At 54.0% G+C, this 14181-nt stretch carries 8 protein-coding genes; 6 read left to right on the top strand and 2 right to left on the bottom strand.

What is annotated here, in order from left to right; all coding sequences use genetic code 11:
- Positions 1-20 precede the first annotated feature (20 nt).
- Complete coding sequence (locus RB_RS11710) at positions 21-1403, bottom strand: hypothetical protein (protein WP_231846422.1); 1383 nt, start codon at positions 1401-1403, stop codon at positions 21-23.
- A gap of 233 nt (positions 1404-1636) precedes the next feature.
- Here RB_RS11710 and RB_RS11705 point away from each other — a divergent pair, with 233 nt between their 5' ends.
- The 6 genes from RB_RS11705 to RB_RS11680 all read left to right on the top strand — a co-directional run bounded on the left by RB_RS11705 (position 1637) and on the right by RB_RS11680 (position 10100).
- Positions 1637-5206, top strand: a complete 3570-nt coding sequence (locus RB_RS11705; RefSeq protein WP_011120603.1) for a mechanosensitive ion channel domain-containing protein — start codon at positions 1637-1639, stop codon at positions 5204-5206.
- 105 nt (positions 5207-5311) lie between these two features.
- On the top strand, positions 5312-6709 hold the full coding sequence (locus tag RB_RS11700; RefSeq protein WP_007329291.1) for an NAD(P)/FAD-dependent oxidoreductase: 1398 nt from the start codon (positions 5312-5314) through the stop codon (positions 6707-6709).
- Between the two features lie 140 nt (positions 6710-6849).
- Positions 6850-7968 (top strand): FG-GAP repeat domain-containing protein, encoded by a 1119-nt coding sequence (locus tag RB_RS11695; RefSeq protein ID WP_164922827.1) that lies wholly within the window; start codon positions 6850-6852, stop codon positions 7966-7968.
- A gap of 11 nt (positions 7969-7979) precedes the next feature.
- The gene (locus tag RB_RS11690; protein ID WP_007337535.1) at positions 7980-8378 is read left to right on the top strand and encodes a nucleotide pyrophosphohydrolase; all 399 of its coding nucleotides are present in this window, start codon (positions 7980-7982) and stop codon (positions 8376-8378) included.
- On the top strand, positions 8375-9151 hold the full coding sequence (locus tag RB_RS11685) for a sulfite exporter TauE/SafE family protein (RefSeq protein ID WP_007329295.1): 777 nt from the start codon (positions 8375-8377) through the stop codon (positions 9149-9151). The genes RB_RS11690 and RB_RS11685 overlap by 4 nt, the downstream gene beginning before the upstream one ends.
- Positions 9152-9245: 94 nt before the next feature.
- Positions 9246-10100, top strand: a complete 855-nt coding sequence (locus RB_RS11680) for a TerC family protein (protein WP_164921900.1) — start codon at positions 9246-9248, stop codon at positions 10098-10100.
- Here RB_RS11680 and RB_RS11675 read toward each other — a convergent pair.
- Positions 10094-14083 carry an FG-GAP-like repeat-containing protein gene (locus RB_RS11675; protein ID WP_011120599.1) on the bottom strand — a complete coding sequence of 1330 codons (3990 nt, stop codon included), beginning with the start codon at positions 14081-14083 and terminating at the stop codon, positions 10094-10096. The genes RB_RS11680 and RB_RS11675 overlap by 7 nt on opposite strands.
- Between the last annotated feature and the right edge of the window lie 98 nt (positions 14084-14181).

Here is a 14181-nt window from a genome sequence, read left to right as displayed (position 1 = left end):
TTCTTAGATCACGACTCGCTTCACTTTGGGGTGGAACGCAGCGTTCCACGGAAAAGTTCGATCAACTCCGTTTGACGATTGAAGAGATCCTTTGAAAGAGGTTGTTCCACTTTCGGCAATCGCTTTGGTCGAGCGGGATCGCGCTTGTCGTCGTCCTTCGATCGCAGGTTTGCCGTTTGCGAATGAGTTGATTCGCTGGCGTCTGTTGCTGGCCAATGGGGGGATGATGGTGTCTTGTCGCCCGAGAAATCAGCATCAGCTGCCTCGTCGATGAACGACGCTTGAGCCACCCCGTTAGGGTCGATTCCACGTGGTGTTTCGGCAAGGATCGGATCAACCTCAACTACCTTCAACTCACTTGGAAGCGGAAGCTGGTCGACAAAGCTTTCAAGCGTTCTCAGCAATACGGAACCGGGTGGCAGGCTGGTCGATTCGTTGCGAGGAGACGCTTTCGCACCGTGATCGGACTTGGCCATCTGAATCAATGAGCTCGCGTCAGGATTTCCTGGCTCGCAGAGTCTCAAGATCGCTCGTAAGTTGGATTCGGTGATGCGGCGACCAGGGCGACTGGAGTGCACCGGGCGATGCAGTGCGAAGTCACTTGTGAGGTCGCTCGAGTTTTGGTCGTGACATTGAGCGCATTTTGCCAAAAGGATCGGCTGTACCCGAGCGGTGAATGCGTGCAGCAACCAGGAATTCATGACCGCGTCGTGCAGGTGATCCGTGGGTTCGTCACTTGATGAAGGGGCATTTTCGGGTGCAACGTTGGTTTGCTCCGTTTCATTGGCGGTTTCGACAAAGCTGGCCTGCTGAACTTCGCTCGTCTTGGGTTCCGGGTCACTGGGACGCGTCAGATTGCGAAGTCGTGATTCCAAGTGCTGTGCTTCGGAGTTTTGCGGGTCATTGCGGTAGACGACCATGAGCTGTTCCACCGCTTGCCGATGCAGACCTTGGTCGACACACCAACGTGCCGCGGACAATGCTCGTTGGGTTGGTCGCGTTGATGTTCGGGCGGAACGCCATTTCTCTCGAAGTTCAAAAAGAGCGTCCAAATTGTCTCGGGAACCGATGACTTCTCCCGCGGGGAGTCGGATTTCGGATCCACCGCGTCGCACGATGACGGATTCTCCTGAGCTCTGAACATCGCCTCGGAGTACGCGATCGTTTCGAAGCAATACAAACTCGCCTTCATCCTTCTCGGTTGAATTCGAAGAAGAATCCGTAGAGCTACTGATTGCCGCTTCGTTGGCTCGGACCGTCGCGGTCGTTGCGGGACCACACCACCCGGTCAGGAACCACCCAATGATGAGGCCGCTGACCAAACGCCTAGCCGGACTTAGCACCGCGAAAAAATTTCGCGATGAGGCGGGGAGGGCTGCGGTGCGTGGGATTGTCTCGTTCATGTTCGATGCAGCTACCAAAAAAGCGGTGCCAAAGTCAACGTACAACTCGGAACGCCGCTCGAATTTTGAGTTTCAAAGACAAAACGGCACGCGATTTGACGCGGCCGGCTGTCGCCTTGCACTTGAATTCGTTGAGAGCATTTGACCGGTAATCAGTTGCAGTTCCGGGTTTGGGCTTTCGGTCGCCAACGCCTTTTCGAGACACTTCAACGACTTGGTTTCCTGTATTCCTAATGATCATCACCGACATCTTGCATCGACGATTTACCATGCTCCTTGACGGACCATCCATGCGTCCCGGCTCTTTACAAAACACTCGTCGCGCAGCGACTTCAACGCGGCTAAGCTTGATGCTGTTCGGCTGCGTTGGCGCTTCGATTGCCAGCAATTCGTTTGCTCAGACGGTTTCGCCAATTCCGGCTTCGCTGAACGCTCAGACGCAACGATCGCCGGCGCAAACGATTGTCCAAGTCGCGGCATACACGCCATTTCAAGCCGACGATGCGACCGGAACTGCGGCGAGCGGTGGTGGAACCGCCGATGCGAAGCCAAAGGCAACCAACGACCTGAACAGCGTCGAGGCCGTCGCGGCGGAAATCGAGTCGGTCACCAACGACGCGAACATGGATCCGATGCTGAAGAATCGGTTGTTGGAGTCGCTAAAAAGCCTGCAAGCGGTTCTCACCGCTCGACAGGAAGCCGTCAATCGAATCGCGTCGTATGAAAAGTCGTTGCTGTCGATCGCGGAAGAAAAGAAGCGATTCAAAGCCCTCGCCAATCAAGAAGTTACGATTCAAGCAATTGATGTGGATCGCTACATGGCGATCGAACAAATTCAGCAAAAGCAAGCAGAAGCTAGTCTCAGTCTCGACGCCGCTCGGAGCAAGTTGCAGAAGATTGAGTCGGACATCACGGCTCGGAAAGAAACTCTGGAAAAGCTTCCTGAGCAAATCGTCCAAACTCGGAAGGAAATCGAGTCGTTAACAGGCGAAACGATCGGCGAAATCAAAGATGACCCGGACGGGCGTCTGCGTCATGTTCGCGAAATCGAAACTAAAGCAAAACTCGACGAAGCACGTCAGCGACTCGCCGCTTATCAGCAGCAACAGACACTGTTGGAATCACAAGGCGATCTGCTGCCGTTGATGAAAACCGCGACTGAAAAAGAAGTCGCCGAAGCGGAAGCAAAAGCACGAGCTTGGTCGGCAACGCTTGCGAAGAAGCGACAAAGCGAAATCGCCAAGGACTTGAAAGAATTCCGACGCACGATGGAAGCCGACGGTGGCGATCCCAGTGAGTCGTTGATCCTATCGCTCGAAGAACGGTGGATGCGAATTGCCGGCGAAAAGGATCGTATCAGCCGATCGCTCAACGACGAACGTGCGGAGTTGGACAGTTTGTCCGATCGACGCACGAAGATCACAACAAATTTGGAAGAGAACATCACGGCGTCCGGTGGTTTGACCAGTACGCTCGGGGTGGAACTGCTGTTGCTCAAGAACAAGCTTCCCGCTCTTGCTCCGATCAATTCTCGAATTGCAGAACTCAGGAAAAGCATCGAGACCAATCGGGCTCTGCAAACCCAACTGGAACTGACTCTCGAAGGGATCTTGGACAACTCGTCGATCGGGCTGTCGCTGGAGAACATCGAAGGCGTGTCGATTCCTCAGGGGAAACTGTCTGAGAGTGAGATTCGTTTGGTCAACAAGTTCATCGCTGACTTGAGTGACTACATCGTTCAAATGGTCAGCTTGCAAAGCCAGCTCGAGCAGAAGCAGCGGTTGGTGATGGAGCTGACTTCGATCATCGACACCAAGATCGTTTGGATCAAAAGTCAGCCCTCGTTTCGTTTGAACGATTTGGTCGTCTCCTGGCAGGTCTTCCGTGCGATCGTCCACCCTGACAATCTGATTCTTTTGGGTCGCAGTTTGCTGAAAGGTTTGCTTAACCGTCCAGAACTGATAGCGATCGCGTTGATGGCAATTTTCACAATCATTTACGCGGGAGCTAGATTGCGGCGGCGAATCGCAACCCACGGCGAACGTGCTCGAAGTCGCCAAAGCGTCTCGTTGAAACCCACCTTGGCGGCGACGCTGCTTTCTTGGGCGTTGGTACTGCCGCTGGTTGGATTGCTATGGATTATCGGCGACGCATTGTTGGCGTCTGGCGCGAGCGAAGCGATTGTACGAGCCACCGCCAAGGCGTTTCATTTGGCTGCCGTTGCAGTGACTCCGGTCGAACTGCTGCGTCAATGCTTGCGTCGTGACGGTTTGGCCGCGGCTCACTTCGGTGCGGATGAAAGTTCGATTGCAACGCTTCGGAAATGGTTGCGGTTGCTGATTGATATCGGCGTGCCGATTTTGATCTTTTATGGGATCGCCGAAAATTTGGGACGCTGGCAAGCCGCCGCGGCGCTAAGTCGAGTCATGTTGGTGATCGGCATGATTTTGATCAGTGTTGTTCTTTGGCGATCGTTTTCTCCCACCTCGGGAGTCTTCTCAAAACACATCCAACTCAATCCAAACGGATGGACATCGCGATTGCGCTTCCTTTGGTTCGGATTCATCCTGATCGTGCCACTCGCACTCGCCTTTATCGCTTTGATCGGGCTGAGCAGTGGTGCTCGAGTTTTGGTTGAACAACTTTATCTAACGCTATGGCTTTGTTTGCTGACGTATTACGTCAGCGGTTTTGTGAACCGATGGTTGCTCACCAATCGTCGCCGATTGACGATGGCGGTTCACCGCGAACGATTGGAAGAATCGGAGCGTCTGGGAGCGGGGGGCGTTGAAATTGAACCGAGTACTTCAATGGAAGCCTCTGAAATCAATGCCCAGACCACACGCTTGTTGCAGACAATCCTGTTCATTGTTGCCTTGGTTGGAATTTCGTTGGTGTGGTCGCCGGTGTTGCCCGCCGTTGAGTACTTGGATCAAGTCAAACTGGGGTGGTCCACCACCGACGGTGACGGAAATGTTACGCCAGTCACTCTGAAGAACATCGTCTTCGCAATTCCAATCATCGTATTGACTTGGGTGTCAGTGCGGAACTTGCCTGGTTTGTTGGAAGGCGTGTTGCTGGAACGTTTGCCGCTCGACAAACCCGCACGTTACGCGATCACGACTCTTGGCACATACGTCCTGATCACGATCGGGATTCTGATGACGGCGAAGGCCCTCGGCCTGCACTGGCAGAACATTCAGTGGCTGGTCGCCGCATTGGGCGTCGGACTTGGTTTCGGATTGCAAGAAATCTTCGCGAACTTCATCAGCGGTTTGATTTTGTTGTTCGAACAACCCATTCGCGTCGGAGATGTTGTCACGCTGGGTGACACGACCGGAGTGGTGGCACGGATTCGAATTCGCGCAACCACGGTGACGAATTGGGACCGGCAGGAACTCATTATCCCGAACAAAGATTTGATCACTGGGCGATTGGTAAACTGGACACTGACCGATAGTACCAACCGGATCGTCGTCAACGTGGGCGTCGCTTATGGAAGCGACACGGAGTTTGCATGCGACTTGCTGCGGAAAATTTGTGAGGAACATCCAAAGATTTCGAAAGATCCAGAACCCGTCGTCACGTTTGAGAGCTTTGGTGATTCGACATTGAATTTGGTTTTGAGGTGTTACCTGTCGACTTTGGATGAGCGACTGAAATCAATCCACCAACTGCACACCGAAATCAACAAGCGATTCAACGAATCGGGGTTGGAAATTGCCTTCCCGCAACGCGATTTGCATTTGCGTTCATTGCCGCCTGAGTTGATGGACCGATTGTGTCCTCCACCAAAGGACTGATTTGGTGTCAACTGGAACAACCTGCGAAGCGATCGGTTGAGTACGGACGAAATCGATCTCGCTCGACGAAGGGTGTTCTGAACGTTGTGAAGAGAGAAATTGGATATGAGCAACGCAACTAAACAGCGTCCTCACGTTGTCGTGGTTGGCGGCGGTTTCGCTGGTTTGCAAGCGACACGCGACCTGCGGAAGGTCGACGTCTCGGTAACGCTTCTTGATCGTCGCAATTTTCACCTTTTTCAGCCGCTGCTGTATCAAGTCGCTACCGGCGAACTTTCACCCGCAAACATTGCGACGCCACTGCGTGGGATTCTGCGAAAGCAAAAAAACGCTCGCGTGGTTTTGGAAGAGGTGACATCGATTTCGCTGGATTCGAATGAGGTGTACACCACGGATTCAGTGATTGCGTTCGACTATCTGATTGTCGCGACGGGAGCGATCCACCATTACTTTGGTCGTGAAGAATGGCGTCCGCTGGCTCCTGGGCTAAAGACGATTGAAAACGCGACGGAAATTCGTCGGCAAATCTTGGGGGCGTTTGAGGCTGCTGAACGCAGCAGCGATCCCGATGAAATTCATGACCTTCTGACGTTTGTCATCGTTGGAGGTGGTCCGACCGGTTGTGAACTGGCCGGTGCGCTGGCCGAGATTTCGCGTCACACCCTTCAGAATGATTTTCGCTCGATCCAACCTGCAGACGCACGGATCGTGTTGGTCGAATCGGGAGATGCTCCGCTGGACGTATATCCTGAACCATTGCCGCAGCGTGCCGCGCTTGATTTGAAAAAGCTGGGTGTTGAAATCCAAACGCAATGTCGCGTGGTGGAGATTGAACCGACGCATGTGATGATTCGCAATAAGACGACCGAAGAAGTCAGTCGTTTGAACACGCGAACGGTGTTGTGGGCCGCAGGGGTCAAAGCAAGTCCGTTGGGTGCGATTCTGTGTGAAGCCGCTGGGATCGAATCAGACCGTGGCGGCCGAGTGCCAGTCAGTCCGGATCTTTCAATCGCCGGTCATGGCACGGTCTTCGTTTGTGGCGACTTAGCCCAAGTGAAGATGGAGGATGGTGGCGAGGTGCCGGGGTTGGCTCCCGCAGCGATGCAGATGGGGACACAAGCGGCGAAGTGCATCCGCGCCGACTTGCAATCCAAGCCTCGCCCCGAATTTCGATATCGGGACAAAGGCAGTTTGGCCGTGATTGGTCGCTGCACCGCCGTTGGACAAATTGGAAGCTACAAGGCGAAAGGCTTTGTCGCTTGGTTCATTTGGCTGTTTATTCACCTGATGTACATCACCTTGTTTCGGAACCGGTTGTTGGTGTTGATGCAGTGGGGGTGGACCTTTGTCACACACGACCGATCGGCTCGGTTGATCACCGATGGCGCCAACACAGATATTTCGACGATGGAACAAGCGACCGGATGGAATGCAGACCCTGCAATGCCATCGACCCGCCGTTTGGAGCCGACATCACAAACCGGCGTTGGTGGATCGGATTGACCCCGCCAGCTGGCTTCCAGTTTGAACTACAATAACCGCGAAAAGTGGCGTCCTTCTTCTGGAGTGGTTGTTTGATGCGGTTCCGTACGTTTTCTGCCGTTTGTTTCTTGCTTGGTTCTCTGTCGGCTCAGGTTACCGAGGTGTCAGCGGATGAGCCGGTTTCGTTTGAGATTCGTTTGTTGACCTTGGATGCAAACGAAGGAATCGCGGCGGGTGACGTTGACGGGGATGGAAAAACGGACCTGGTCGCCGGGCGCAATTGGTTCCGAAATGGCGATTGGGCACCGCGGCCCTTGCGAGCAATCGAAGATTGGAATGGTTACGTTCAGAGCAACGGAGACTACCTCTTCGACGTTGATTCGGATGGTCGTTTGGATGTGATCGCGGGATCGTTCTTGCCGACGGAAGTGAAGTGGTATCGCAACCCAGGCGAAGAAGATTTGCGTTTGGGGAAAATGTGGCCCGAATCCACCTTGGTTGATACGGGAGCGACGGCAAACGAGGGGCAGCTGTTCGAAGACATCGATGGCGATGGACGTCCCGAATGGATTGTGAATAGTTGGAAGAATGAAGTTCCGACGGTGATCTGGCGATTGGAACCCAACGAATCAACGGAAGATGGCAAACCGGCCTACGAATTGAAGCGGCATGTGTTGGGCGAAGAGTTCAACGGCCATGGAATCGGTGTTGGCGATATCAATGGCGATGGTCGGAATGACATCTTGGTTGGTTGGGGATGGTATGAACAACCTGCCGAGAATCCTTGGGGCCAACCCTGGATCGCTCACCGTGATTGGAAGTTGCACGCCAGTTTGCCGATGTTGATCGAAGACATCGATCAAGACGGTGATCAGGACCTGATTTATGGTGAAGGTCACAACTATGGGTTGCAGTGGTGGGAAAACACCGGTGCCAATGATTCCGGATCCATCGAATGGAAAGAGCACGAGATCGATCGACGTTTCAGCCAGCCTCACTCGATGGTTTGGGTGGACTTGGATGGTGATGGCAACAAAGATCTCGTGACCGGAAAACGGTATTACGCCCACAACGGAAATGACCCAGGCGGAAAAGAAGTTCCGTGTCTCTACTGGTACTCGTTCGATGTTGCGTCAAAATCGTTCCAGCGACATGTCGTTGATGAAGGTCGCGTGGGAACCGGTTTGCAAATCGTCGCCGAGGACTTCAACGGTGACGGAAAAACCGACCTGGCGGTCGCCGGGAAAAGTGGCACCTACCTGCTATTAGCAAAACCTTGACGAAAGACTTGATGTCGCAATCATCTTCGGACTCCGCAAAGCAAACGCCTTCGTCCATGTCGATTGCGGATGCTCAAACGCAGGTTGACCAATGGATTCAAACCATCGGCGTGCGATACTTCGATGAGATGACCAATCTGGCTCAATTGGTCGAGGAAGTTGGCGAGGTTGCACGGATTCTCTCACGCACCAAGGGCGAGCAGTCCACCAAGTCGGGTGCGGTCTTGGGCGAATTGTCGGACGAATTGGCCGACGTGATGTTCGTGGTCATTTGTTTGGCAAACCAATCCGGGATTGATCTGACGGATGCCTTGCGGCGAAACCTGGACAAGAAAACGAAACGCGATGCAACGCGTCATCGCGAAAATTCGAAGTTGATCGGTACTGATGAATCATCGGAATCCGCGTGAGCTTCTTAGACATCCTGGCTCAACCGGATACGTGGCAATTGGTGGGGGTGCTTTGCCTGGGCATCTTCGTTCAAGCCGCTGCTGGATTCGCGGGCGGGTTGGTGATTGTGCCGTTGCTACTATGGGCAGGATATTCCATCCCGGAAGCCCAAACATCTTTGCTGGTCGCAACCATTCCTCAAAACTTGTGGGGCGTGGTGTCTTTCCGCGACGCTCTGGATTCGAAACGCATGGTGTGGCCGGGGGCGGCGCGTTTGCTGTTCTTGCCGCTTGGCGTGCTGACGTTGCAGTGGATGGAATCGTTTTCAATGGTGACGCTTCGGCAGATCGTCGGGGTGGCGGTCTTGTTGGCGACGCTGGCAACGATTTTGTTTCGACCAAAGCCGCGTGATCAGGTGGCACCGTTTTGGAGCTATTTGGTATTTCCGCTGTCCGGATTTCTTCAGGGTTTGGTCGGGATGGGCGGGCCGCCGATGGTGCTTTGGGTGCAAGCCCACGATTGGGATACGCGGCGGATGCGTGGGTTTCTGTTTTCGATGTACCTGATCAGCTTGGCACCCGGGATTGCTGTGTTGGTATGGTTCTTTGGATCTCGCGTGATTCCCCCGGCATTGATTGCTGCCGCCGCGATTCCTATTTTGCTGGCGGTGACTTGGGTCGGTCTGAAAGTCGGAACGGCTTTGGGGACGCAACGTCTGCGACGGATCACGATGGCATTGTTATTGCTGATGGGGTTGGCCGGTTTGGCCGCACCGTGGCTGTCTCCCGCCTGAATCGAACCATGATCTCTCGTCGCTGCGAACGGTGCGTTGATTTGGTTTGCGTGTTGTCTGTGTTGCGAGTTTGGAATTTCTTCCTGTGGGTCCCATGATGGATTTGATTGCGTCGTCGGTTGAAGTTGCTGCGGATGTACCGCTGTGGTCGGTTCCGTCACTCATCGCTTTGTTCGCGTTGACTTTGATGGAGATCGTTCTCGGCATCGACAACATTGTTTTCATTGCGATTCTGACCGGGAAATTGCCTGCTGAGAAACGCTCCTTTGCTCGGCGATTCGGATTGTTCGTCGCGATGGGGATGCGAATCCTATTGCTGATGATGATCGGATGGTTGATGAGCCTGCAGTCGCCAATCATTGAACTGTCGTCGCTGGCACCAATCGAATCGTTGAGAGAACATCTGGCTGCCGACGCCGAAGTCAATGAAATCAGCGGGCGGGATTTGATTCTGTTGTTCGGTGGCCTGTTCTTGATGTTCACCGCGGTTCGAGAAATCCATCATAAAATCGAAGGCGAGCACGATGATGATCCACAGATGGACATGGATTTGCCCGAAGCCGATGCAGCGGTGAAATCGCGAAAACCGGTGACGGTCGGATCCGTTTTGTTTCAGATCGCTGTGATGGATGTCATTTTCTCGCTCGACAGCGTGATCACAGCGGTCGGCATGGCGTCTCACCTGCCAATCATGATCGCCGCGGTGGTGATTAGCGTCGGTGTGATGATCACGTTCGCCAACCAAATTAGCGACTTCGTGCAGGAGCACCCAACTGTCAAAATGTTGGCTTTGTCGTTCCTGATTTTGATTTCAGTGGTATTGCTCAGCGAAGCCGTCGGAACGCCAGTCAACAAAGGCTATGTTTACTTTGCGATGGCGTTCTCTTTGATCGTAGAGTTCCTGAACCTACGGATGACGAAAAAGGCGAAGTTGCAGCACGCTCATTGAACAGGCCTTTCGCTTGAATCGTTCCGGGGCGACGCACCTCGCGACCAAAATTTGCGAAAGGGTTGCTCGCGTGAGAGGTGAACCGCGTTGGTTTCGCGAGACTTGGTTGCTTCTTCTTTTTGGGATGCGGTTGGTGGGTACTTGCTCATCGATTGGAATGGGAGCGGCAAAGTTGATTGGCCAGCCAGTGTGTTGAGGTCGGCGTCTTTGTCCCATCCCACTCCGTGCATTACGAAGTCGCGTTGCTCGGAATCCGAGAGCTCTTTTTTCGGAACCTCAAAACGCAATCGGATTTCATCGCCACCACTGATGACCACCATTGAGTCGTCCCAGTCCGAAATCAGATCCTCGGCCGGACCGTAATTGGTGAGTGGCCCATCGAGAGGTGGCCATCGAGGTGAATCCTGAACGCTTTGGTAGTCGTAAGTTTCGGCCTGTTTCGGTCCAGGATGACTTCGTCCGGAGAAGCCGTGCCAAGCCACTTCGGCAGATTGCAAAGTCAGCGGTTGGACTACGACGAGTGAGCGAAGACGCTCAATTTCCTCGTTCGTTCGAACGGATACCGCTGCGGAATCCCAATAAATTTGGTTGGTCGTTCGGATCCTCACTCGAGCGTCTTTGCGATTTACCCAGTCGGTAATGTCGACAACGATCGTTTTGTTCTTGCCACCGGGGAATCCAATGAACGGTGAGGCCATTTTCCAGCCGGATTCTGATGATTCATCGGGAACCCAAAGCGATGGTGGTTCAGGCGATGACAGTTCGGGGTTCTGATCGATTTGAATGTTTAGCGACGTGTCCGTCGGCAAAATCCATCCGTTGAGGACCAAGTGAATGTTGGCGTCCTCGGATGTGGTTTCAGAAACACGGTCGCTGAGGTCCAAGTCGATCCAGTGTGGAGGACAGAGTCCCTGTCGATATCGATGTGCAAACCCCTGGACATGCTCGCCGTCCGTTTCGCGAAGGAGCGATGTCACGTCTGCTCCCGCGGTGTCGGTTGATTTGGAAACTGATTGAAGTTCGGATCGATCAAATGCGTGAATAATTGGTTCTGCTACCGAAGGCGGGCCGACTTTTTCGTTGGTGAAGACGACCACATCTTTGGGGTGATCAATCGCCGCCAAGTCCAGTTGATCGAAGTATGCGACTTCCCAAAGTTCCTCGGTGATTCGAAGTTCGTAGGCGCCGTCGTTGGGAGCCAAAAACTTCCCGTCGACCAACAAGTGTTCCCACGGTCGATCAGGAACCACAACTCCGGGAGAGGTTTGCAATCCCAGTGGCGCCGCCCACAAACAGTCCGTGACGAACTCAAACCGTTCCCCGTTGAACGCATACAGGTACGGGCAGGATCCTTTGAGTGTTTGTTCTTCTTCGATCATGACTCCCGGTTCAATCTTGGGAACCGATTGGGTCAAGCCGTTTGGGAAGATGACTCGTAAGTTGCCGGGGCCGATCAATCCATCCAGTCCGAAGTGGGTGGTCGGATCGGTGACGATACGAGAGCGGTAGTGTGGTCCGAAACGCAGTTCCAATACCGATCCGACGGCATAGTGATTGACTCGGCCGCTGTTTGCGTTGTTGTCGTCGATGCCTTTGAAGCGAACTGAGATCGCCTTGCCGCTCAGATCCGTTGTGTTGGAAGCAACGGAGATGGTCGGTGAGCTTGCGTCACCGGAAGCCGACCACCCGACCAAGTCGACGCGTAGGTCGGCATCGAAATCAGTCGCCGCGTAAACGAAGATCTCGGATGTTTGGTCGGAAGCTTTCCACTGCAAATCCTGTTGAGGCCCAAACTTCTGTGGTTTTTCATCCGCCGGTGAGGCAGGCGATAGTTCCAAAACGGATGAAGCGATTCCACCACGAAGGCATTCATAGAAACTGTCATTGTCGAGGTCAGCAACGATGAGTGAACCTCGGTGGGTTCGCGACGGTTGCTGATCCGTTCGGGTCGTTGGCCACGAGAATGGCGTGACCGCATCGACTCGCCACATGCCAATGTCGCCGGTGTGAGACAGAACCAATTGTCCTTGATTGGGCGAGCCCAAAATGATGTCCCAGGACACGTTTCCATCGACGTCTTCGATCGCTAGTGAATCCACGCCCGGTAGGACGGGGATGTCGTCGCGATAGGAAAAACGAAACTGCAGGTGCAGCAAGTTTTCGATCCATCCGACGCGGCCCGATTGAGGGTGAACGGTCACGACGTCCAGGTCCAAGTCGCGATCTAAGTCTGCGATTGCGAAAGCAACGGGTGGATCAGACTCGTCCCACGACGTGGCTTGATTCTCATTTGTTGGAAGCGGAAAAAACGTTCGGTTGCCGCGATTGACCAGGAGTTCCCATCCTCGATCGGTGGCCGCCATCAAATCCAAGTCCCCGTCTCCTTCAAAATCGCCACTGATCATCGCGTGAACTTGTGAAAGCAAATCCAGGCCGTCGGCGGCTTCGGTCTTCAACGAGTCTTCATCGGTCGCGTCGGTCTGGCCAAAGTCTCGTCCATCGACGACGACCAATTGAGCACCTGAATCACCAAACAGGATGATGCTGCGAAGTGTGTTGTGACTGCGTGACGTCGCGTCCTGACGAAGCCGGCCTGGTGAACTGGAGTCGACCATGAATAAATCCGCGACCATCATGCCAGTCCACTGGCCGTCCACTTTCAAGGTGCCGTGCTTCTGCCAGCCTTTGTCACCTTGCATCCATAGAAACAAAGTTGCAGAGTCGTTACCGGGATGTAGCGACACCACATCCATTTTGAAGTCGAGGTTGGCATCAATGGCAATCAGATCGTTGGCTGATATCCCTTCATCGTTGTCACTAGCAATCGTCAACGATTGAATGTCGAACGACAAAGGATCCGAGGCCGACGCAATTCGCGATTGTTTCGAAACTTCCGCTGAAAGTCGACGCAGCGATTCAAACTGAATCAAATCCAACGGGTGAGGTGACGCGCGGCGTCGGTCGGTCTTGATCAGTTCCGTGGAGTTCAAAAGATTGAACCAAAGCATCATTTGGTTGTCAGCCTCGTCGAACTCGCCGGCTTCGACCGAGGAAACAATTCCATCGACCAATTCAGCCGGAGTTTTTCCGATCGGGGCGGTTTGTTGGCGAAGGGTGGGCTCGATCGATGCCGCAAGGGTTTGGGTTCGCCGAATCGCATCGACGGCCGCTTTGGATTCGTTCGCGATTCCAAGTCGTGCCGCTCGGACGGCCAAATACAGGTTGTTGGGTTGTTGGTTGGACAGCTGAGTCAGAGCGGTCGCGGCCGGTTCGAGAATGGTTGGTGGAATCCCGCGAATGGGATCCTCCAGCACATCCACCACCTGAGTCAAAGTGCCCGCCAACAGAATGGCATTGCTTTTGTCGCCTTTCGCATCAGCGTTTTTTTGAATGGATTCAATCAGCCGGCCAAAGACTTCTTTGCGGATCGATTGCATCACCGATCGCGGCAGCAAGTTGGCTTCATTCAGGTCGACTCGTGCGTTCATCCAAGTCGCCAGGTTGGGATCGCCACCAAGCTCAACATACTTCTGAATCAAACCGCGAGCTTCTGAAAGCAGCGATGCGAGTCGTTGTCGAGCGGCTTGCTTTTCTTCTGGTTTGGCGGAAGCATCGGTGGCGACGGCAGACAACTCGTCGATCGTCAATGCTCGGTTCAGTGCGCGGTTCAGCGCGATCGAACGATCTTCTGGTCGGGACTTTGACAGTGCAGACCAAGCCGTTTCCGCATCGTCGGTATCGAGATTTTCCATCGACGCTAGCGCGACCCGGTTCAGGTCGAGGTTTTGCGACGCGAGCTGCTCGGATTGGTTTTCGCCACCAACACCGGGAACGTCGTCTGGAGGATCCGCTGGGCCGCGACTGAACCAATAGCCGGCTGCTGCGAGCAACCCAATCGCGACAACAGCGACCAGCCAGGTGTTGATCGCGGGCTGTTTACCGGAAGGAGACTGTTTGCTGGTTGGGGATTGAGACGAAGTCACCGATTAGCATCCTTGGAGAACAAACTGACACGAGGTCGAGAGCGGATGCAGTCTATCAAATGCGAGCGAATTTGATGCGGCACTTCGGTGCCTACCGA

It is taken from the genome of Rhodopirellula baltica SH 1 (genome assembly GCF_000196115.1).
In the GTDB taxonomy this organism is placed as follows: domain Bacteria; phylum Planctomycetota; class Planctomycetia; order Pirellulales; family Pirellulaceae; genus Rhodopirellula; species Rhodopirellula baltica.
This window is presented reverse-complemented; position numbering and strand designations above follow the sequence as displayed.